The sequence below is a fragment of the Chitinophaga niabensis genome, assembly GCF_039545795.1.
GTDB lineage: Bacteria > Bacteroidota > Bacteroidia > Chitinophagales > Chitinophagaceae > Chitinophaga > Chitinophaga niabensis_B.
Genome location: NZ_CP154260.1, coordinates 2,767,893 through 2,789,785, shown reverse-complemented (window position 1 = coordinate 2,789,785; position 21,893 = coordinate 2,767,893). Strand labels below are relative to the sequence as shown.

The 21,893-nt window shown below is 46.8% G+C and carries 16 protein-coding genes; 11 read left to right on the top strand and 5 right to left on the bottom strand.

The annotated features are described in order from the left end of the window. The first annotated feature begins 82 nt into the window (after window positions 1-82). The gene (thrS, locus tag AAHN97_RS11000) at window positions 83-2,026 is read left to right on the top strand and encodes a threonine--tRNA ligase (protein ID WP_343307649.1); all 1,944 of its coding nucleotides are present in this window, start codon (window positions 83-85) and stop codon (window positions 2,024-2,026) included. A 73-nt stretch (window positions 2,027-2,099) separates the two neighbouring features. Beyond that, window positions 2,100-2,900 (top strand): translation initiation factor IF-3, encoded by an 801-nt coding sequence (infC, locus tag AAHN97_RS10995; protein WP_343307648.1) that lies wholly within the window; start codon window positions 2,100-2,102, stop codon window positions 2,898-2,900. 313 nt (window positions 2,901-3,213) lie between these two features. Here infC and AAHN97_RS10990 read toward each other — a convergent pair whose 3' ends face one another. Genes AAHN97_RS10990 through AAHN97_RS10975 form a run of 4 tightly spaced genes read right to left on the bottom strand, consistent with a single transcriptional unit; the run spans window position 3,214 to window position 9,352 of the window. Further along, window positions 3,214-3,753: a hypothetical protein gene (locus AAHN97_RS10990; RefSeq protein WP_343307647.1), complete on the bottom strand. Its 540-nt coding sequence runs from the start codon at window positions 3,751-3,753 to the stop codon at window positions 3,214-3,216. A gap of 51 nt (window positions 3,754-3,804) precedes the next feature. Beyond that, window positions 3,805-4,554: a DUF4397 domain-containing protein gene (locus AAHN97_RS10985; protein ID WP_343307646.1), complete on the bottom strand. Its 750-nt coding sequence runs from the start codon at window positions 4,552-4,554 to the stop codon at window positions 3,805-3,807. 12 nt (window positions 4,555-4,566) lie between these two features. Then, complete coding sequence (locus AAHN97_RS10980) at window positions 4,567-6,237, bottom strand: SusD/RagB family nutrient-binding outer membrane lipoprotein (protein WP_343307645.1); 1,671 nt, start codon at window positions 6,235-6,237, stop codon at window positions 4,567-4,569. A 16-nt stretch (window positions 6,238-6,253) separates the two neighbouring features. Continuing rightward, window positions 6,254-9,352: a SusC/RagA family TonB-linked outer membrane protein gene (locus AAHN97_RS10975; RefSeq protein WP_343307644.1), complete on the bottom strand. Its 3,099-nt coding sequence runs from the start codon at window positions 9,350-9,352 to the stop codon at window positions 6,254-6,256. Between the two features lie 435 nt (window positions 9,353-9,787). Here AAHN97_RS10975 and AAHN97_RS10970 point away from each other — a divergent pair, with 435 nt between their 5' ends. The 7 genes from AAHN97_RS10970 to AAHN97_RS10940 all read left to right on the top strand — a co-directional run bounded on the left by AAHN97_RS10970 (window position 9,788) and on the right by AAHN97_RS10940 (window position 18,602). Then, a complete protein-coding gene (locus tag AAHN97_RS10970) occupies window positions 9,788-10,771 on the top strand; it encodes a cation diffusion facilitator family transporter (protein WP_343307643.1) in 984 nt (327 codons plus the stop codon). Between the two features lie 7 nt (window positions 10,772-10,778). Beyond that, on the top strand, window positions 10,779-11,468 hold the full coding sequence (locus AAHN97_RS10965; RefSeq protein ID WP_200798231.1) for a response regulator transcription factor: 690 nt from the start codon (window positions 10,779-10,781) through the stop codon (window positions 11,466-11,468). Between the two features lie 3 nt (window positions 11,469-11,471). Next, window positions 11,472-12,842, top strand: coding sequence for a sensor histidine kinase (locus tag AAHN97_RS10960; protein ID WP_343307642.1), 1,371 nt, complete (start codon window positions 11,472-11,474; stop codon window positions 12,840-12,842). A gap of 65 nt (window positions 12,843-12,907) precedes the next feature. Next, window positions 12,908-14,167, top strand: a complete 1,260-nt coding sequence (locus AAHN97_RS10955; protein WP_343307641.1) for a TolC family protein — start codon at window positions 12,908-12,910, stop codon at window positions 14,165-14,167. 10 nt (window positions 14,168-14,177) lie between these two features. Next, window positions 14,178-15,260, top strand: coding sequence for an efflux RND transporter periplasmic adaptor subunit (locus tag AAHN97_RS10950; protein ID WP_343307639.1), 1,083 nt, complete (start codon window positions 14,178-14,180; stop codon window positions 15,258-15,260). A 4-nt stretch (window positions 15,261-15,264) separates the two neighbouring features. Continuing rightward, the gene (locus AAHN97_RS10945; protein WP_343307638.1) at window positions 15,265-18,363 is read left to right on the top strand and encodes an efflux RND transporter permease subunit; all 3,099 of its coding nucleotides are present in this window, start codon (window positions 15,265-15,267) and stop codon (window positions 18,361-18,363) included. Window positions 18,364-18,395: 32 nt separating this feature from the next. Beyond that, window positions 18,396-18,602 carry a hypothetical protein gene (locus AAHN97_RS10940; RefSeq protein ID WP_343307637.1) on the top strand — a complete coding sequence of 69 codons (207 nt, stop codon included), beginning with the start codon at window positions 18,396-18,398 and terminating at the stop codon, window positions 18,600-18,602. A 158-nt stretch (window positions 18,603-18,760) separates the two neighbouring features. Here the strand turns inward: AAHN97_RS10940 and AAHN97_RS10935 are convergent, their stop codons facing one another. Beyond that, the gene (locus AAHN97_RS10935; RefSeq protein ID WP_343307636.1) at window positions 18,761-19,945 is read right to left on the bottom strand and encodes a serine hydrolase domain-containing protein; all 1,185 of its coding nucleotides are present in this window, start codon (window positions 19,943-19,945) and stop codon (window positions 18,761-18,763) included. A gap of 269 nt (window positions 19,946-20,214) precedes the next feature. Here AAHN97_RS10935 and serA point away from each other — a divergent pair, with 269 nt between their 5' ends. Together serA and AAHN97_RS10925 are read left to right on the top strand one after the other, a co-directional pair. Next, window positions 20,215-21,453 carry a phosphoglycerate dehydrogenase gene (gene serA / locus AAHN97_RS10930; RefSeq protein ID WP_343307635.1) on the top strand — a complete coding sequence of 413 codons (1,239 nt, stop codon included), beginning with the start codon at window positions 20,215-20,217 and terminating at the stop codon, window positions 21,451-21,453. Between the two features lie 72 nt (window positions 21,454-21,525). Further along, window positions 21,526-21,882, top strand: a complete 357-nt coding sequence (locus AAHN97_RS10925) for a DUF4260 domain-containing protein (RefSeq protein WP_343307634.1) — start codon at window positions 21,526-21,528, stop codon at window positions 21,880-21,882. Window positions 21,883-21,893 lie beyond the last annotated feature (11 nt).

Sequence of the window (21,893 nt, the reverse complement as noted above, 5' to 3'; positions counted from 1 at the left end):
CAGTCAAATCAGCGTAATTCGTAATTCGTAATTACTAATGGATTTCGTAATTTCGCATGCATTTTATTTGAGAACAGGATTTATGATCAACATTACATTTCCGGATGGCGCAGTACGACAGTATGAACAGGGTGTATCAGCACTGGACATTGCCAAATCCATCAGCGAAGGCCTAGCCCGCAAAGTTTTAGCGGCAAAAGTAAACGGACAGGTGGTAGATGCTTCCCGCCCCATTACACAAGACGGTACATTACAACTGCTCACGTGGGTGGATACAGACGGTAAGGCTACTATGTGGCATTCTTCTGCGCATTTGATGGCAGAAGCGCTGGAGGCACTGTACCCGGGTGTGAAGTTCGGTTATGGACCTTCCCTTGAAAACGGCGGTTTCTTTTACGATGTGGATCTCGATGGCCGCCAGATCTCAGATGAAGAGCTGCGGAAGCTGGAAGTCAAAATGGCTGAACTGGCCAAACTGAACAGCGTATACGTACGCAAGGATGTTTCCAAGGCAGACGCTATCAAGTACTTTACTGAAAAGAACGACCCTTATAAGCTGGACCTCTTGCAGAAACTGGAAGACGGTACCATCACTTTTTATACCCAGGGCAATTTCACGGACCTCTGCCGTGGCCCTCACATTCCCAGCACCGGTTTTATCAAGGCGATAAAACTCACCAATATTGCCGGGGCTTACTGGCTGGGGAATGAGAACAACAAGATGCTGACCCGCATCTACGGGATCACTTTCCCTTCCCAAAAGGAACTGGATGAGTACCTGGCCCTGCTCGAAGAAGCAAAGAAACGTGACCACCGCAAGCTGGGTAAGGAACTGGAACTGTTTGCCTTCTCTGAGAAAGTAGGTTTGGGCCTGCCGCTGTGGCTGCCTAAAGGTGCTATGCTGAGAGAGCGCCTGCAGAACTTCCTGCAGAAAGCCCAGATAGAAAGTGGTTACCTGCCGGTTGTTACTCCCCACATCGGGAACAAGAACCTGTACATCACTTCAGGCCACTACGAGAAATACGGGAAAGACAGCTTCCAGGCTATTCATACGCCGGAAGAAGGTGAGGAGTTCATGCTGAAACCCATGAACTGCCCGCATCACTGTGAGATCTATAAAACTTCTCCCAAGTCTTACAAAGACCTGCCGGTGCGTTTTGCGGAGTTCGGTACTGTTTACCGTTACGAGCAGCACGGAGAATTACACGGGCTCACCCGTGTGCGCGGATTTACACAGGACGATGCCCACCTGTTCTGCCGCCCGGACCAGGTGAAAGAAGAGTTCTGCAAAGTGATAGACCTGGTGTTGTATGTTTTTGGAAGTTTAGGCTTTGAAAATTATACGGCACAAATTTCGCTGAGAGACAAAGAAGACCGTGCGAAATATATCGGATCAGACGAGAACTGGGAACTGGCTGAGCAGGCGATCATAGAATCTGCTGCTGAAAAAGGGCTGAAAACCGTGGTGGAATATGGTGAGGCGGCATTTTACGGCCCCAAACTGGACTTCATGGTGAAAGATGCCCTGGGCCGTAAATGGCAGCTGGGTACCATCCAGGTGGATTACAATCTGCCGGAGCGTTTTGAACTGGAATATGTAGGCGCTGATAATAGGATCCACCGTCCTGTAATGATCCACCGCGCGCCGTTTGGTTCGCTGGAGCGCTTCATTGCGGTGCTGATAGAACATTGTGCAGGTAAATTCCCGTTATGGCTTACACCCACCCAGGTGAAATTGCTGCCGATCAGTGACAAGTACCAGGCTTATACAGAAAAAGTAGCAGAATTGCTAAAAAAAGCGGAAATTCGCGCTGAAATTGATGATAGAAGCGAGAAGATCGGGAAAAAGATCCGTGATGCGGAAGTAGCGAAAGTTCCTTACATGCTGGTGCTCGGAGAAAAAGAAGAATCAGACGCCAAAGTAGCTGTACGCAGGCAGGCCAAAGGAGATCTCGGCGCAATGTCCGTAGAAGAATTTGTAAGCCTGATACAGGATGAAGTTACAAACCGCAAACCTTTTGAATGATCATTTGTTTTATAGGAATAAAACTCAATATGCCGCGTTTATCATCATTATTATCTAACAATTCAACATTTTAATGCAACAAGGACCAAGACCAAACTTCCGGGGCAGAAACCCTAATTTCAGAAGAGAACAACAGCAGGAGCATCGTACAAACAGAATGATCCGTGTACCTGAGGTCAGGCTGGTTGGCGATAACGTGGAGCCAGGGCTTTATAGAACGGATGATGCATTACGCATGGCTGAAGACCTGCAACTGGACCTGGTAGAAATATCCCCCAATGCAGTCCCTCCTGTATGCCGCATCATCGATTATAACAAATTCCTTTACGAGAAGAAGAAGAAGGAAAAGGAAATGAAGGCGAATGCTCATAAGAGCGAGGTGAAGGAAATTCGCTTTACGCCGAATACAGATGATCACGATTTCGATTTCAAAGCCAAACATGCCGAGAAATTCCTGCGGGAAGGCAATAAGGTTAAAACATATGTACAGTTCAAAGGACGGGCAATCATGTTCAAAGAACGTGGTGAGCTGATCCTGTTGAAATTTGCTGAACGTCTTGCTGAAGTGGGAGCCCTTGAAGGGATGCCATTGATGGAAGGTAAACGCATGATCGCTATTTTTGCGCCTAAGAGTGCTAAGAAAAAGCCTAATACGCCAAAAGAACCGAAAGAGCCGAGAGAGCCGAAACCACAGAAGGAGCCGAAGCCATACGTGCCAAGAGAAGAAGCGCCTGAGCCACCGCAACCGGCTGCGCCAACTTCCCGCCCGATCTCTGCACCTGTAAGAAGGCCGATTGAGATCAAGTATGCCAACAGGCCACCTGCACCTCCTACGCCGCCACCGGCAGCAGATGACAAACAGGGAGAAAACTAAGTGTTTTAAGTGTTATTCGAAATAGATTTCCTGAAGGCCCGGAGCATATGCTTCGGGCTTTTTTTATTTGGAGATGTTGGAGCTCCGCCGGAGGCGGAGGTGGTTTTCTTTTTGGGGAGAATGTTTTCTATGGCTTAGACCCGGCCGGGTGTGAAGCGTGGGTTTTATTTTTGTCGAAGATGTTTTTCTAAAGTGCAAACCCCGCCGGAGGCGAAGCATGTTTTTTATGATGGTGTTTTTCTAAGGAACAAACCCTGCGGAAGGCATGGAGAGCTTTATTTTATCATCGGTGTTTAAAACCCCGCCGGAGGCGCTACTCGTTGCTTGATTTGCTTTTTGCCTGCAACAACTTCAATGTTTTCTTCCCCCTGCTTTTAAATGCAGGCAGCGCACCTTCGCGCAGCTGATCTTCTATCAGCAGGATGATCTCATTCTTAATCTCAGGGTATTGCTGCGCCAGGTTGGCAAGTACGGTCATGGAGAATACTCTCACGGCTACGGTTTCCTGCGGGTCTTCCAGGAAGCGGAAGCAATAATCCATTACAGGGCCCTGCAGCTTTTTGGGAACGGGTATAAACTGCAGCACACGTACTACATTTCGTTTAACCGCAACAGGTATATCCGCATCACCCATCCTGTCTACCATTGCTTTTAAATGGGGCTTTACTAAGGCCGGCTGTTCTTCTGCCACTATACTCATAACCCAGGAGGCACGTTGCACCACACGGTATTCATCATGCAGAAAAATATCCATGAGGCTGCGGAACCGTTCGGGATCATTCCCTATCCAATGAACAACCTTCAATGCATTTTCTTTTGAACCTTCAGAGAGGATCTGACTACGTAAGTTCATGTAACAAATATAAAAAACAACGCCGGGCAAAAAGCCCGGCGCTGGAAATTATTATTGAACAAAGATGGCTGAGATCCTTGGGTCCAGTATGCCCTTGCCACCTACCCATCCTCTGGCAAGGAATGTATAGATCCGCTGTTTGGAGGTATTAATGAGCTGTTTACCCAAAGGTGTTTCCGTAATGGGAGCACCTGCCCTCCGGATGTGGAAGGAATCATTGCCATTAGGAATGGTAACGTATGCAGACACCTTTTTGTACTCCACATTTGCCATGAGCAGTTTACCACGATGATAAAAATCCACCGAGGGTGCATTCGGGATCAGGTTGATCAGTTTGATGCGCGCACCGGTGTCTATAGGCGCCGTATCATCTTCAACAATCACTCCACTCACATTCGGCACAGAATCCGTTGTAAAGAAGGTGTACTTCTTATTGGCCGCCAATGCCTGCGAAAAAGTGAGTACGGGAACAGAATCCTCTGCTGTTCCAACTTTAGGAACAGATAAGGTGATAGTAGTTTCACCAGGCCTTACTGTTACATAGTCGCTGTTATTGGAACCACCTGTGTTCAACCCGCCGCCAGGGAATGCAATTGGATATACAAAGTTATTGCTTACCCTGGTGCCATTGATCTTCAGCTGTATCCCCTGGTTATTGGTACTGGGTGAAAAGTACCCGATCTTGATGAGTGCTGTATTCGTAATGATATCCCTTTCTGTTACATGGAAGGTGTTCTTTTTGCAGGCTGTTAACGCAATGCTTGCGCCCGCAATTAGTATGATAAGATATGATAGTTTCATATGTTGCAGTTTTTAGTTGGGTATTGCAAACCAGATGGGTTTGGTATGATAGTTTGATGCATCCGCCTGAATTCTTTTCAGTTCATCCAGATTCCATACATACTCTGAATTGAAACGCGGGCGGGCTCTTTGTACCAACTGGCCGTTATTGAGGCCGTTCAGCGTCTGCGGTGTAGCAAAGCTGCGGTATACAGGTTGTAGTGTTTTAGCATCGAAGATCCTGTTGTATTCATACCTGCGCAGGTCTACCCATGTTTCATTAAAACCCCAGCCAAACAGTGCAATGTATTTTTGCAGCATTATATCCGTTAAAGTAAGCGCAGCCTGTGTTTTAGCTACGTTAGGGCTTGCAAGGTAATCGGCCCGTTCCTTTGCAGTGATGGGTGATCCATTGTATATAACACTGCCGCCGCGTGGTATTGACGTACGGTTAATGAAATCAAAATGTGCATTGATCCCTTTTGTATAAGCGTCCAGCGCAACATCCGGTTTGTTGCTCAGGAAAGCGGCCTCTGCTTTAATGAAGTAGATCTCAGCAGCTGTCATTACAGGCATCACCGCCTTATCCTTGAAGAGATATTTACCGGAATTGGGTGTGAAAACGGCCGCGCTGGGGTTTGCATAAATGCTATCTCCCCATGGTGCTGCAGCGCGTTTGCGCATGTTGGCAGGAACAGTAGAGGCAGCATTAGGGTCTCCGATACCAGGTTCCACACCTACATAGCCACCATTCCCATTGGTGGTATCCTGGGAGGCGGACAGCATATGCCTGATCCTTGGGTCCCTGTTGGCAAAAGTACGGCTGCCTGCAAGTGCAAACCCGTCCAGCAACCTTACAACGAAGGCTCCCTGGCGCACAAAAGTGAGGTTATCCCTGTAGGGGCCAAAGAAATTGGTATCATCATTTTTTGTACCATCAAAAGGAACCAAAAAGTCGTCTGCAATAGTGGTCATAGACTTATCGCAATATTCAATCACTTTGGCAGGATCATAAAGGGTGGATTTCCTGCTCAGGTGATTATAGTTATGTGCCAGTACGCCATATACGAACTTGGTCCATTTTGCATTATCACCATTGTAGACATAATCTCCACGCACCAGCCTGTTGGTCGCAGGGTTGGGGAAATCCGTACGTGCCAGGTATTTGAGAGCAGAATCACAAAGTGAGCGGACGCCTGCATATACTGTATCCTGACTGTCGAATTTGAAGATGGCCGTGTTTTCCTTGAAGGCTTCTGTGTAAATTATTTCACCATGGTGATCCGTAGTGATCTGGAACATGTAGGCTTTCAGTGCATATGCTGCACCTATATAATCCCATTGGCCTTTTGTATGCCCGGTAGCGATAATATAATCCAGGTTCTTACCTAAACCAAAGTAACACTGCCGCCAGATATCGCCATTGGCATCGCTGCCTGTAGCGTAACCCATATTGTCCCATACAATATCTGCGGTGCGGGAGGAAAGAGAAGTTCCCCAGTTTTGTATATAACGGCCTACATACCGCGCATCATATTGATTGCCGCGGGGAAGACCAGCTAATTGTGCAGGGAATACAGATGCCGGATCAGGATCCTGTGGCGTAGCCGGATCATAGTTTACGTCCAGCCATTTTTTACATCCTGTCATTACGGTCATTACCGCAAACAACAGCATGAACGTATTGAAAATATATCTTTTCATAATTGATGTTTTAAAACTAGAACGATGCTTTCAGTCCAAAATTGATACCCCTTGGATTGGCGAGAGAGCCAAAATCAATACCTGCGCCACCATAACCTCTGCTGGCAGCAGTATTGGTGCTCACATTCGGATCTGCACCGGTATAATTTGTGATCATGAATACATCTGTTCCTGTTACATAGACTGAAGCGGATTTCACAAAGCGCTGCTTTTTCAGGAAAGAAGCAGGCAATACATATTGCAGGGTGATATCACGTAAACGCATCCAGTCTACAGATTCAATAAAATCAGATTCGGTAGCAACTGTTGTTGCCCAGTAATCGGAACGGAAGTACGGTGTAATGGCTACCGCATTGGGTGTTGGTTTACTGGTTTCTTCCAGGCCATCCAGCAGTACGCCTCTTATCACAAGTGTATTTTCCCTGTCCAGCGTTCTTTCACTCAAACCGGCGAGATAGAGATAATATTCGTTACCGTTGAATACGTCACCGCCTTTGCGGAAGTCCAGGTTAAAGCTTAGTTTAAATTGTTTGTAAGTGATGTCATTCACAAGGCCCACTTTGAAATCAGGCGTACGGTCTCCCACTACGGAAAAGTCTCCGTTTGAAAGCGGCAACCCTGTTGTAGGGCTGATCAGCAACTGGCCTTTACTATTGCGGCGGAGGGTATAACCGGAAAGGTTACCCGTATTTACACCGGTATAGGATTGAGAACGAAGGTTGCCAAATACCCAGGTATCTGAATCATAGTAAGAAGGCAGGTCTGCGGGCATGGACAGGATCTTTCCCCGGTTCAGGTCGAAGTTCGCCAGCACATCCCATTGGAAGTTTTTGCTTCTTACAGGAGAGCCGGTTAGTTGTATTTCAAGACCTTTGTTCTCCACTTCACCGCCGTTCAGGAATTTCAATACAAAGCCGGTGCCGTAGCTGGACCTCGCACGAAGGATCTGTTTGCTGCTCCGCAGGATGTAGTAGGCAACATCTACGCCTATACGGTTTTTCAGGAATTTGAATTCACCACCAACTTCCAGGTTTTTGGTGAGTTCCGGCTCCAGGCCAAAATTATTCCCGTTCACCCCGTAGGCGAATCCGCCACCGGTAGTGATCTGGGGTGTCATAGAGTTATCTATCACGTAGGGTGCAAAGGGTGCTTTACCTGTGGTAGCATATGAAAGGCGGGCCTTACCATAACTCAGCCAGGAAAGTTCCTTCAAAGGTTGAAGGTCTGAGAACACAAAAGCTAAAGAGGCAGAACCATAGTTAAAGAAGGGGTTCTTATCCACCACCCGGCTCATGAAGTAGGAGTGGCCCTCTCTGCTGCCTGCCAGGGACAGGTAAAGGATATCGTTATAACTCACTTCGTAGTTACCGAATAAACGGAATTTCCGTGCTGTATTATCCGTATATCTTATATCCCGGGATAAGGGATCTGTATTATTGATGGAGATGAAATTCTGCTCGTAGAAACGTTCTCCCTTAAAAGAGTTGGTTTTGGTATTGTTATCTTCCATGGCAGTTCCCACGGTGAGCGTATTACCAAACTTACCCCACGTTTTACGGGCGGTAGCTCTTACGATACCGCTGATATTATTGGCAACAACATCCATTTGGGAAAGGAACCCGTTTGTTGCAAAGCCGTAGCGGGATTGCGGATGGGTAAGGAAATAACCGGTAGTGGTATAGTTCTCTACGCCCAGTGTACCATTTAAGGTCAGCCAGTTAGTGAGGTCCAGGTTAGCCACAATAGATCCGTTCACACGGGCCGTTTTATCCTGGGCTGTATTCTTATTCACATCCCAGAAAGGATTGTCGAATTCAGAAGTATAGCTGCCACCCCGGAGTGTTTTGCGGCTGCCATCCGGGTTCTGGTAGATCCGTGCATCTTCATCCGCAGGGAAGGTGAGCAGGGTGAGGAAGTAACTTCCTGCACCTTTGGAGGTTTTATCCGTTGTGGAGTTCACATATGTGAAAGTTCCCGTCATACTCAGCTTCTCGCTGATCTTTGCCGTACCTGTGAGGCGGATGGTGCCCCGTTGAAAAGCGGAGTTGGGTACTGTTCCCTTCTGATCCAGCCAGGAGGTTGAAAGGCGGAAGGTGAATTTCTCATTACCACCATCAAAATTCAGGCTGTGCCTTTGCTGGAAACCGGTTTTGAAGAAGTTTCCGAAGTTATCATAAAAGGTAGTGGTATCTGCATATTTAGGGCCGAAATAGGCGGACATCAAACCGAATGAGAATGGATTAATGGTGGCATTATCATCTGCCACTCCATTCAACCCGCGGCTGTAGATCCGTTGTGTTTTCGGGAAGCGGTATACTTTATCAAAGCGGAAGTTGTTATCGTAACTCACGGTAGACTTTCCGGCTTTTCCTTTGCGGGTAGTGATGAGCACAGCTCCGGAGGCACCATCTGAACCATAGAGGGCTGCAGCTTCAGGGCCTTTCAGTATGGTAATGCTTTCAATATCTTCCGGATTGAGGTCCATGGCACGGTTACCATAATCCGAGTTCCTGTTGGCAAAGGAAGTTGCTGAAGGATTGGAAGCGCCGATCAGGGCTTCCTGGTTAACAGACTGGTTATCGTAAGGCACGCCGTCCACAACATAGAGCGGTGAGTTATTACCTCCGATAGAGGTAGCACCACGCAGCACCAGTTGGGCAGAGGATCCCGGCGCACCGGAAGTGCCTGTTACTGTGGCGCCCGCAACCCGGCCTGCAAGGCCGTTCAGGAAGTTTTCCCGTTGGGTTTGAGCTACATCTTCCCCGTCTACTTTTTGTACGGAAGAACCCAGGGAGCGGGCATTCTTGGAGATACCGTACGCTGTGGTCACAAACTCTTTCAGGTTTTGTGCATCGGTTTCCAATTCTACTAAGATGTCCGTGTCGGCATTAATGGTTACCCTTTTGGTGATGTAACCAATATAACTGAACTGTAGTACCTGCCCGCGGGCAGCGTTAATAATAAAACTACCACTTGTGTTGGTAGAGGTACCGGTGGGAGAACCCTGTACCCGGATAGTTACACCGGGCAGCGGGCTTTTGTCTTCTGCAGCAATTACTCTGCCGCTGATAGACATTTGCTGGGCCCAAACAGCATTGGAGATTCCTAGAAGCAATAGGAATGAGAATAGACATCGCATCATAATGTGATTTAGATTTCAGAAATAAAAGCGAATAGAGATGGGTTACATTCACAATCGTATAGGATGAAAGTTTATTTGCATGTTCCTTAATAGAAATACTACATTATCCCGTGTTAGGCGGAATAATAATACCTGATTTAGTTCATCCTGTGGTGAACGGATTTGGGGGTTATAAATTAGGTGCCGCTGATTCTGAATTATCCCAAGGATCCCGCTGTTGATCCTTTATGGAAATTGCCGCTGGTTTATAATTCGACTTAGAAAATTTAAGATTTTGATAGCTTCCTGGTCCGACGTTAACGTTAACTACGAACCCAATTTAAACAAATTTAACCAGATTAAAAATGGAATGCAAGTGTCATTTTAACACAATTTGGATTTTCTTTGCAATAATCTAAACTGCCTCACTTGATAAGAAAAGAACTACGGATCATCCTGCTTTCGCTTGGTATCAGCCTGCTGCTAACCCTTGCGAAATTTGCAGCTTACTTTCTTACCCATTCCGTAGCCATCCTGTCTGATGCATTGGAATCTATCATTAATGTGGTAGCAGGAGGTTTTGCCTGTTATAGTATTTACCTCACCGGCAAACCAAAGGACGCGAATCACCCTTACGGACATGGGAAAGTGGAATTCTTTTCCATCGGCTTTGAAGGTGCCATGATCTGTATTGCCGGTGTGCTGATCCTTTTTAAGGCGGTACAGTATTTTATTATAAAACCTGAACTGCTGCAGATAGACCAGGGCATCTGGGTGATCAGTATCACGGCTGTTGTTAATTTATTATTGGGGCTATACCTGGCAAGGTCAGGCAAACAATTAAATTCAATCACCCTCTCCGGGAATGGACAACATATTTTAACAGATGCTTACAGTTCCGGCGCATTGATCATTGCGCTGGTCATTATCCGCTTTACCGGGCAAACCTGGATAGACCCCGCTGTATCTGTTGTGATGGGAGTATTGATCCTTCGGAAAGGATACCAGCTGATGCGGCAATCCATTTCCGGGTTGATGGACGAAACGGATATGCAGGTGATAGATAAAGTGATTGAGATCCTGAACCAGCACCGGCACCGTACCTGGATAGATGTGCATAATATGCGCGTACAGCAGTATGGGAATAATTATCATATAGACTGTCACGTTACACTACCATATTACCTGGAATTAAGCCAGGCACACGAAGAGATCAAAGCGTTTGAGCAGCTGGTGAACCGGGAGCTGAAAGGCCACGAAGTGGAATTCTTTATACATGTGGATCCCTGCATACCGGCCCTCTGCCAGTATTGCCAGCTATCGGAATGCCCGGTGCGGAGCCATCCCTTCCGGTACAAGATCACCTGGACCCGCGAAAATGTATTGCCCAATCGCAAACATGCAGTAGATTAGCATTGCTATGCAAAGGATATTGATCGTAGAAGATGAGGTTAAAGTGGCCAATGCCGTAAAAATGGGATTGGAAGAAAATGGCTTTGAAGTAGAAGTGGCCTATGATGGCCGCATGGGGAAAAGTCTTGCTGCCAGCCATGATTACGACCTGGTGATCCTGGACCTCAACCTGCCTCACCATAATGGGTATGAGATCTGCGAGGTGATCCGCCGCCGCAACAACAAAGTACCGGTGATCATGCTTACAGCCCTTGGCGGCATGGACGATAAAATGCAGGCCTTTGAACTGGGGGCAGACGATTACTTGGTGAAACCATTCGACTTCCGTGAACTGCTGGCCAGGATACGCGTATTCCTCAAGCGCGCCGGGGCGGAAGTGGCACCCGTTAACCGTCATAAACTGGTGGTGGCAGATCTTGAAATAGACCGGGAACGCAAAGAAGTATCCCGCAATGGGAAAAAGATCGCCCTCACGGCAAAAGAGTTCCAGCTACTGGAATTACTCGCCCTGCATAAAGGAAAAGTGATCTCCAAAGTAACCATTGCGGAAAAGGTATGGAACATTGATTTTGATACCGGCACCAATGTGATAGAAGTATACATGAACTTCCTGCGTAAAAAGATCGATAAAGACCATGAGCAGAAATTACTGCATACCAAAACGGGCATGGGATATTATTTATCAGAAGAGGACTGATGTATGAAGATCAAATATAAGATTGCCCTCTATTATACATTATCCGCAGCCTTCCTGCTGATTGCCTTTGCCACCCTGGCATATTATTTCTCTGCTCAATCCCGCCGTGCGGAATACCTGGACAGGCTGGAATACCGCGCACGTTCCATTGGCAGTGTGATCATTGAAAACGACCAGGTACAGATAGGCCTGCTGCGCAAACTGGATAAAACCACCTTCCAGGACCTCTACCGCGAAACCATCCTGGTATACAACGAAAGATATGATCTCCTATATACGAACATGAAGGATACCGCCGTGCGTACCCAGAAATTCCTGCTGGACTATATCAAAGAACACGGGCAGTATATCCGTACAGATAAGGAGGGCGAAACGGTAGGTGTTTATTATACGGAAGATAATGTGTCTGTACTGGTACTGGTTTCTTCCTTTGATAAATATGGCTTTCAGAACCTGCAGAACCTCCAGCGGATCATCCTCATAGAATTGATAGTGGCGGTAGTGTTGCTGGTAGGTATTGGTTATTTCTTTGCGCGTAAGATGATGCAGCCTATTGACCGGTTGGTGGAACAGGCAGACAGTATCAATGCCAATAACCTGCAGGATACACGGGTGGCCATTAAAGGGAAAGATGAAATAGCGCAGCTGGGCGCCAACTTTAATACCATGCTGCAACGGCTTAGTCACTCCTTTGATCTGCAGAAAAGTTTTGTTAGCAATGCCTCTCATGAATTGCGTACGCCGCTGGCTGCCATTATCAGCCAGTTACAGGTAACACTGGCCAAAGGCAGGAGCGGAGAGGAGTACGAGGCCGTACTTAATTCCGTGCTCGAAGATGCGGAAGGCCTCTCTGAACTCACGAATGGATTGTTGCAGCTGGCACAGTCCGAACTCAACCGGCACGAATTTATATTCACACCTGTGCGCATCGATGAACTGCTTATTGATACGGCAGACCTCGTTCGCCTGAAAAGAAAAGAGAACAGCAAAGTGGAGATGCAGTTCATGAAAGAACCGGAACAGGATACACTGGTTACCTGTAACGGAAATGAAAGTCTTTTGAAAGTGCTTTTCATCAACCTCTTTGATAATGCCTGCAAGTTCTCTGAAGATCATACTGCCAGGGTAACCATTGATTTCAACAGCCGGCACATCCTGATCAGTGTGAAGGATAATGGTATAGGTATAGCAGCAGATGAGCAGGATAAGATATTTGAACCCTTCTTCCGCGGCCGTAATGCGCAGGCTACACGCGGGCATGGCTTAGGTTTGTCCATCTGCAAAAAGATCGTGCAACTGCATGAAGGGCAGATCACTGTGTTGTCTGAAGATGCTAAAGGAACGGTATTCACCGTGCAGTTACCCCATTTATAAGATTTTAATTTCTTTTTAATCTCCCTTAAAGGCCCCTTTAATTCCACTTGTGGAGCTTTGTGTCAATGAAACAGCTCCGGATCATAACAAGTGTACTGATCTTGCTCACAACGAAAGGATTTGCGCAATCGCTCACATTACAGGAAGCGGAAGGCCGCTTCCTTCAACACAACTATCAGCTACTGGCCCAGCGTTACCAGGTGAATGCGAATGAGGCGCTTGTACAACAGGCAAGGCTCTGGAACAATCCCTCTTTTTCTACAACACTGGGCTTTGGTACTACAGATAAAGTACAGCCATTTAATTTAGGCAGCGGCGGACAGGTGGAAGGAAGTATAGACCAACTGATACTCCTGGCAGGCAAGCGAAACAAACAGGTACAATTGGCACAATGGAACGCAGCCACTTCTGCTGCTGCCTTTACTGAATTAATGCGCACGCTGCGTTTGCAATTACGCAGTAATTATTACCAGCTTTATTTTTTACAGGAAACTGAAAAGGTATTACAGGAGCAGCTTTCCAATCTGCAAAAGATACTGGATGCCTACCGTTTGGCGGATGAAAAGGGAAGTGTGGCGCATGCAGATGTGATCCGTCTCCAGGCCTTGCAGGTAGGCATTGCAAATGATTATACTGATCTGCGCCAGCAGGAGCTGGCAGCCTCGCTTAACCTGCAACAGTTACTAGGCAGTGATCAGCCGGTGACGCCGGTAGTATCCGGAGATGTATTATCACAGTATAACCTGAGGCGTTATACACAGCAAATATTAACGGATACTGCATTGGCTAACCGGCCTGATCTACTGATGGCCACCAATCAATTACAAATGGCCAAAGTGAACTACAGGCTGCAAAAAGCCCTGGCAGTACCAGACCTGCACCTGGGTGCCACGTACGACCGCAATGGCAGCTATGCCCCGCATTTTATTGGTATGACCTTAGGTATAGACCTCCCGGTGTGGAATCGTAACCAGGGCAATATCAGATCCGCAGATTACGAAGTAAAAACGCAGGACGTTTTATTACAGCAACAACAATTTACCATATCTGCTGAAGTTAGCTCGGCCCTGCAAAAGATCCGGTTCCTTGAAAAAGGAACTGGCTGGCCGGACATCAAAGGCTTTAACACGGAGTATGATAAACTCATAGCGGAAGTAGCACAGAATTTCCGCAAAGGAAACATCTCCCTGCTGCAGTTCATTGATTATTTCAACAGCTACAGCGATCATGTAAAGCATACGAACAAGTTCCTGACAGACCGTGTACTGGCTTATGAAGAACTGAACTATGCAACAGGCACTGAACTTTTTAATATTACGCAATAACCGGAAGGATATGAAACTATACGCACTTCTTCTCATCGCTGTTACAGCAGGTTATACCAGCTGCAAACAAAGCCATGCGGAAGATACGGAGGCCGCCACATTTGTGTTAAGTGATACCATGCTTGCCAGCATCCGTATCGATACCGCTGCTTTCAAACCTGTGGAAAGTGAATTGCGCCTCTCCGGTAAAGTGACTCCTGATATGGGAAAGGTATTAAAGTTATACCCCCTAGTAAGTGGTTATGTTAAAGACATTAAAGTGCAACTGGGCGATTATGTGAAAAAAGGACAGGTGCTGGCCGTGATCCAGAGCGGGGAAATTGCAGACTATGATAAACAGCTTGCGCAGGCCCGGTCAGACAGGGGAGTGGCGGAGAAAGGGCTTAAAGTGGCACAAGACCTCTATACCAGCCAGCTGGCCACACAAAAGGATGTGGTGAATGCACAGGGAGAAGTGAACAAAGCGGATGCAGAGATCTCCCGGCTGAATGAACTGCTGCAGATCTACCGCAAGGGAAACGGTTCTACTTCTATCGTTACCGCACCCATCAGTGGTTATATCATAGAGAAGAATATTAATAACGGTATGGAGATGCGTTCGGATAATAACCTGAATATGTTCACCATTTCCGAACTGGATGATGTGTGGATCATGGCCAATGTATTTGAAACAGACATTTCCCGTGTGAAAGAAGGTATTCCGGCGGAAGTAAGCACTATCAGTTATCCTGATAAGGTTTTCCACGGGCAGATAGATAAAGTATACAATGTGCTGGATCCTGAAACAAAAACCATGCAGGTACGTATCCGGCTGGATAATGAAGGCATGTTGCTGAAACCGGAGATGTTTGCCACCGTACTGCTGCGTTACAGGGAGGGCGGTGAAATGCTGGCCATTCCTTCTTCCGCAGTGATCTTTGATAAAGGGAAGAATTTTGTGATGGTGTTCCGGGATAAGTTCAATATAGATACCCGGGAAGTAAAAGTGAACAAGTCCCTGAATGATATCAGCTATATCACCAGGGGATTAAATACAGGCGAAAAGGTGATCTCAAAGAATCAGTTATTGATCTATGACGCATTGAACGATTAATGGCATGAACAAATTCATTCGAAATATTGTAGGGTTTTCGCTCAAGAATAAGTTTTTCATCTTCTTCATGCTGGCGGTGCTGACTGTTGGTGGTGTGGTTTCCTTTCTGAATACACCTATTGAAGCTTTTCCGGATGTAACCAATACGCAGATTGTTATTGTAACGGAATGGAATGGCAGGAGCGCGGAAGAAGTAGAACGTTTTGTTACCACACCTATAGAGATCTCAATGAATGGTGTGCAGAAGAAAACGAGTGTGCGTTCCATTACCATGTTCGGCCTCTCTGTGATCAAGATCATTTTTGATGATGATGTGGAGGATTTCTTTGCAAGGCAACAGGTGAATAATATGTTGCGGAATGTATCCCTGCCGGAAAGCGTGGAGCCGGAAGTACAGCCACCTTACGGACCCACAGGAGAAGTATTCCGGTACTGGCTGAAAAGCGAACACCGGGATTCCCGCAGCCTGCTTACCTACCAGAATTGGGTAATAGACCGCCAGTTGAGGGCGGTGCCGGGTGTAGCGGATGTAGTGGCCTTTGGTGGGCAGGAAAAGATCTATGAGATCACGGCAGATCCCATCAAACTGGCAAAGTATAGTATCACCCCGCTGGAACTCTATGAAGCGGCTTCGAAAAGTAATGTGAATGTAGGCGGTGATGTGATTGAAAAGAACGGACAGGCCTATGTGGTAAGAGGGATCGGGTTGCTGGATAATATCAAAGACATTGAAAATATCATTATACAGAATATAGACGGTACGCCTATCCTGGTAAAGAATGTGGCCAATGTACGGGAAACTTCCGCACCAAGGGTTGGGCAGGCCGGGCTGAATGACCAGGATGATATTGTGGAAGGGATTGTGGTGATGCGTAAAGGGGAGAACCCGCATGAGGTACTGAACCGCATCAAGGCCAAAGTGAATGAACTCAATGAGAAGGTATTGCCATCTGATGTTAAAATGGTTACGTTCTACGACAGGGATACACTGATGAGCTATTGCACCAGAACAGTGATGCACAATCTGCTGGAGGGGATCATTTTTGTAACGGTGATCGTATTCCTCTTTATGGCAGACTGGCGTACCACGGTGATCGTAGGGATGATCATACCACTGTCCCTCTTATTTGCATTTATATGTTTGAAACTGAAGGGCATGAGCGCCAACCTGCTGTCTATGGGCGCAATTGACTTCGGTATTATAATAGACGGAGCTGTTGTGATGGTGGAAGGGATCTTTGTGATGCTTGACCATAAGGCCAGGCAATTTGGAATGGAACGCTTTAACCGGCTCGCCAAGATGGGATGGATTAAGAAGACGGGTGGCGAGCTGGGTAAAGCGGTGTTTTTCTCTAAACTGATCATCATAATTTCCCTGCTGCCTATTTTTTCTTTCCAGAAAGTGGAAGGTAAAATGTTCTCACCATTGGCCTGGACACTGGGGTTTGCCCTGCTGGGCGCTTTATTATTCACGCTCACACTGGTACCGGTGTTATCATCTATCCTGCTGAAGAAGAATGTGAAAGAGAAACATAACCCGATAGTGCGCTTCTTTCACCGGATAGTGATGAAAGGTTTTAACTGGACGTATGGTCATAAACGGCTAAGCCTGCTTATAGCGGTGGTGTTCATGGGCCTGAGCTTTGCTTCTGCAAAGTTTCTGGGCTCTGAATTCCTCCCGCAACTGAACGAAGGGGCTTTATGGGTGGAAGCAAAACTACCGATGAGCATGTCTCTCAACGAAACCACAAAGTTCGTGCATCAATTCAGGAAAGAACTGAGCAGCTTCCCGGAAGTGAACGGGGTATTATCTCAAACAGGCCGTTCCAACGATGGTACAGATCCTTCCGGGTTCTACTATGTGCAGTGCCAGGTGAACCTGAAGCCGAAAGAAGAATGGAATCGTAAGATCACAATGGACCAGCTGGTGGAAGAAATGGACAAACGTCTCAAACAATACCAGGGTGTTGGATATAACTATTCACAACCTATCATCGATAATGTGGCGGAAGCCGTAGCCGGCATCAATGCCAGCAATGCGGTAAAGATCTATGGCGAGAACCTGGAAGAGCTTGATCGGTTAGCGAACCAGGTGATCGCCCAGATCGAAAATGTGAACGGTATTAAGGATGTGGGCATTCTGCGGAATATAGGGCAGCCTGAAATGAGTGTACACCTGGACGAGCAGAAGATGGCATTGTACGGTGTGAAAACAGCGGATGCACAGGCTGTAATAGAAATGGCCATTGGTGGTAAAACAGCCACGCAATTATACGAAGGAGAGAAGAAGTTTGACGTACGGATCCGGTATGATCAGAATTACCGGAAGGATGAGGACGACCTGCGCAACCTGGTGGTTCCGGCCATGAACGGGAACAAGATCCCGCTGAAAGAAATAGCAACGATTGAAACGGTAACAGGCCCTGCTTTTATTTACAGGGATGATACCAGGCGATTCATTGGGGTGAAGTTCTCTGTTCGTGACCGGGACCTGGGTAGCACTATTGCAGAAGCACAGGCAAAGGTGGAAAAAGCGGTGAAGCTGCCCAAAGGGTATTCCATCGGCTGGACGGGAGAATTTGAAAACCAGGTACGCGCCACCAACCGCTTAACACAGGTGGTACCCGTAAGCCTGATTGCCATTTTCATTGTTCTCTTCATTATGATGGGCAGTGTGAAAGATGCGGGGCTGATCTTAATGAATGTGCCGTTTGCCCTGATAGGAGGGATCCTTGCGCTGCATGCAACGGGTATGAACTTCGGGATCTCGGCAGGTGTGGGTTTTATTGCTTTGTTTGGTATCTGTATACAGAATGGTGTGATCCTGATCTCTGTATTTCATAAGAACCTGCAGATGAAAATGCCATTGAATGAAGCGATCCGCAGTGGAGTGGAAGAAAGGATCAGACCGGTTGTAATGACAGCGCTGATGGCAGCTATTGGTTTGATCCCTGCTGCCGTATCTACCGGCATCGGTTCGGAAACACAGAAGCCGCTGGCGATTGTAGTGATAGGAGGGTTGATCACGGCAACAGTACTGACATTACTGATCTTCCCGCTGATCTTCTACAGTGCCTACAAGCGTAAAAAAGCATTATTATAAATATTTTTTCTTAACAATTAAATCAAACAAAAATGAAAAAGATCATGTTTCTGATGGCCGCCGCAATGATCACCCTGGGTGGCATCTCTGCTGCAAATGCACAGACAAAACCAGCTGCTAAACCAGTAGCTGCAAAAACAGAACAGGCTAAGTCAGAAGTAAAGAAAGAAAAGAAAGCTGCGCATCACGCTAAAAAGCATCATGCTAAGAAAGCTGCTGACGCCGCTACACAAAAGTAGTCACAGGTTTTAGTTCGCATAAATAGCGCTCCGCCCTGCTTGGATAAGATATATCGCAGGGCGGTTTTTTTATTTGTGGTGTAGCCGGCGGCGGATTATTGTTAGTTCCGGATGGATGTTATTGGCAGCCGGCGCCGGATCCGGATGTTTGTAATTTATTACTCTTCTCCGGCTTCTTCCCCATCCCCGTGGCCGAGGATGTTACGCAGTGGTTTCACGGCCTGGTAAATACCGCGGTTATAACGGTTACCAAGGATCACCAGTGTGGTAGAGTCTTTTATAAAACGGTAGAACACAGTATTATTGCCGTGCCACCAGCCATTGTGATAAACAATATTATTGGAACTGTCAGGATAAGTGAACAGGCGCCATCCGAGGCCATAATTACGGATACCGGGCCTTTCGTTACTATAGGGAGTAAATGCTTCTTTCAATGTTTCCGGTTTGAATAGTTTGCCGGAATAAATGGCCTGGTCCCACTTGAGCATATCGCGCACGCTACTGTAAATACCTTTATCACCTACAACACCATCAAAGCTGTTATCCGGTTCCAGGCGCCAGTTGAACAGGTGGCTCACCGTCTGATGGGAGCGGGGGGCCTGTGCAGGATCTGCAACAAAAGTATTGGTCATTTCCAGCGGTGTGAAAAAGGTTTGCTGGAGATAGTCAGCATACTTCTGCTGGCTTACTTTTTCAATGATGGAAGCAAGGAGTAAATAATTTGTATTGCAATAGTTAAAATGCCTGTCCGGCGGATATTGGGTAGGAGGTTTGTGTTCGGTCATCAGGCGGATCACTTCATCGTTGGTGAGGAAGTGAGATTTGTCTTTCACCAGGCTGTCGCAGAAATAGAGGTAATTTGGCAGGCCGCTGCGGTGGTTCAGGAGCATTCTGATGGTGATGCCCAGGTATGGAAAGTCCGGAAAGTATTTTTGTAAAGGATCGTCCAGCGTTAACTTCTCTTTTTCCAGCAGGGAGAGAATGGCCATGCCGGTGAAGGTTTTGGAAACGGAGGCCAGCTGGAAGGAAGAACTATCTGTAACCGGTGCTTTTGTAGCATGGTTTTCCAATCCCTGGTAATGTTCATATAATACCACTCCTTTTCTTGCCACTAATATAGCGCCGCTAAAGGATCCCGGAGAAAGCTTTAAACGCATCAGCTCTGCTACTTCCTGCCTGATCTGCCTGGTTTTACTGCTGTTCAGTATTTTCTGTTCCTGTTCTTCCGTAAGCCCTACGGTGTAGATGGAAGTTGTCTTTGCTGGTTTTTTCTTTTCGTTATTTCTGTTGGCGGAGCTGCTATTACATCCGGTATATATGATGGAACTTATGGATATGGCCAAAACGACGATTGCCTTTTCACGATTCATTTAATGCTGCAGATCTATTAGTTTAAAATCAATTACTTAGCAATTTTCATGCCCGATAGGGGGCATTTGGGTGGAAATTATTCAAAAAAGGGGAACAATCGGGCATAAATTTTAAGCAATCACGAATTTGCCAGCCGTTGTATTTGATTATTGCTCAAACTCCGCTAGGTTTGTGACAATTTTAGCGACAAACACCCCTGTGATTGTCATTCTTGTGTCATCGTAGAATTATAGCCAGCACCATGAGCCAAAGAAAATTAACAAGTTATCCGAAAGAGAAGATCAACATCCTTTTATTGGAAAACATTAGTGATGCCGCGGTAGCGGAGTTCAAAGAGGCCGGTTACATTAACACCCGGAAGCTGTCCGGAGCCCTTAGTGAACAGGAACTCATCAAAGAAGTAAAAGAAGCCCATTTACTGGGTATCCGTTCAAAAACACAGATCACGGCCAATGTTCTGGCTGCAGCAAAGAAGCTTCAGGGGATCGGTTGTTTTTGTATCGGTACCAACCAGGTAGACCTCAAAACCGCCACTGAGCATGGTGTAGCTGTGTTCAATGCGCCTTATTCGAATACCCGTTCGGTTGCGGAGCTGGTGATCGGTTTATCCGTAATGCTGATCCGCCGTATACCTGATAAAAATGTGGCTGCCCACAAAGGCATCTGGATGAAAGAAGCTACCGGCAGCTTTGAGCTGCGTGGTAAAACCATGGCTATTGTTGGCTATGGCAGCATCGGTACCCAGGTTAGCGTACTTGCGGAAGCCATGGGCATGAAAGTGCTTTATTATGATGTGGAGACCAAATTGCCTATCGGTAATGCAGAGCAGGTACGCTCCCTGAAAGAACTCTTCTCCAAGGCAGATATTATTACGCTTCACGTGCCTTCCAACAAGAGCACGGAGAACATGATCAATAAAGAAACCCTTCAATATGCGAAGAAGGGCGCTATCTTCCTGAACTATGCCCGTGGGGAAGTAGTGGAACTGAACGATCTGAAAGAAGCGCTGGAAAGCGGTCATTTGTCCGGTGCGGCGGTAGACGTGTTCCCGGTTGAGCCTGAAAAGAACGGCGCTGCATTTGCCACTCCTTTGCAACTGCTGCCAAACGTGATCCTGACCCCGCATATTGGTGGTAGTACGGAAGAAGCACAGCATAACATTGGACTGGATGTGAGCAGCAAGATGCTGAACTTCCTGGAGAAAGGGGCGAGCTTTGGCTCTCATACCATTCCTTCACTGAGTGTGCCGGCGGTGGACAATAGTCACCGGATCCTGCATATCCACAAAAACGTACCGGGCGTGTTGTCCGATATCAACAGGGAACTGTCCAGCAGGAATATCAATATCCTGGGGCAGTATCTCAAAACAAATGATTCTATCGGGTACGTTGTACTGGATGTGGATTCAAAACTTTCGCAGGAGGCATTTGCTTTACTGAAGGAGGTGAACCATACGATCAAAACGAGGATGCTTTATTAAGCTTTCTTTTCAGATACTGCATTTGAATTCCCGGTAACTTGCTTACCGGGAATTTTTTTTGATCTTCGCATTATGACAAAGCTTTTAAAACTGGAAGAAGTGGCCATGTTCATGCTGGCCCTGTTATTATACGAACAGCAATACCCTTTATCCTGGTGGTGGTTCTGGGGTTGTTTGTTATTGCCGGACATCAGTATGCTGGGATACCTGGCCAATGCCAGAACGGGCGCTTATATGTATAATTTCGTTCACCATAAAGGTGTGGCCATTATCCTGTATATTATCGGAACCTACTTTTTGATAGAGCCGCTTGTGTTTATCGGGCTGGTTTTGTTTGCGCATTCTTCCATGGACCGCGTGTTCGGATACGGGTTGAAATTTGTGACTGGTTTCCAGGATACACATTTGGGTAAGATAGGGAAGAAGTGATTTGGAAGATC

Bases quoted from the DNA above. Each gene is read 5' to 3' on its own strand.
- serA (WP_343307635.1), top strand. From the start codon at position 20,215: ATGAGCCAAAGAAAATTAACAAGTTATCCGAAAGAGAAGATCAACATC.
- AAHN97_RS10945 (WP_343307638.1), top strand. From the start codon at position 15,265: ATGAACAAATTCATTCGAAATATTGTAGGGTTTTCGCTCAAGAATAAG.
- AAHN97_RS10960 (WP_343307642.1), top strand. From the start codon at position 11,472: ATGAAGATCAAATATAAGATTGCCCTCTATTATACATTATCCGCAGCC.
- AAHN97_RS10950 (WP_343307639.1), top strand. From the start codon at position 14,178: ATGAAACTATACGCACTTCTTCTCATCGCTGTTACAGCAGGTTATACC.
- AAHN97_RS10990 (WP_343307647.1), bottom strand. From the start codon at position 3,753: ATGAACTTACGTAGTCAGATCCTCTCTGAAGGTTCAAAAGAAAATGCA.
- AAHN97_RS10955 (WP_343307641.1), top strand. From the start codon at position 12,908: ATGAAACAGCTCCGGATCATAACAAGTGTACTGATCTTGCTCACAACG.
- AAHN97_RS10925 (WP_343307634.1), top strand. From the start codon at position 21,526: ATGACAAAGCTTTTAAAACTGGAAGAAGTGGCCATGTTCATGCTGGCC.
- AAHN97_RS10980 (WP_343307645.1), bottom strand. From the start codon at position 6,237: ATGAAAAGATATATTTTCAATACGTTCATGCTGTTGTTTGCGGTAATG.
- AAHN97_RS10965 (WP_200798231.1), top strand. From the start codon at position 10,779: ATGCAAAGGATATTGATCGTAGAAGATGAGGTTAAAGTGGCCAATGCC.
- infC (WP_343307648.1), top strand. From the start codon at position 2,100: ATGCAACAAGGACCAAGACCAAACTTCCGGGGCAGAAACCCTAATTTC.
- AAHN97_RS10940 (WP_343307637.1), top strand. From the start codon at position 18,396: ATGAAAAAGATCATGTTTCTGATGGCCGCCGCAATGATCACCCTGGGT.
- thrS (WP_343307649.1), top strand. From the start codon at position 83: ATGATCAACATTACATTTCCGGATGGCGCAGTACGACAGTATGAACAG.
- AAHN97_RS10985 (WP_343307646.1), bottom strand. From the start codon at position 4,554: ATGAAACTATCATATCTTATCATACTAATTGCGGGCGCAAGCATTGCG.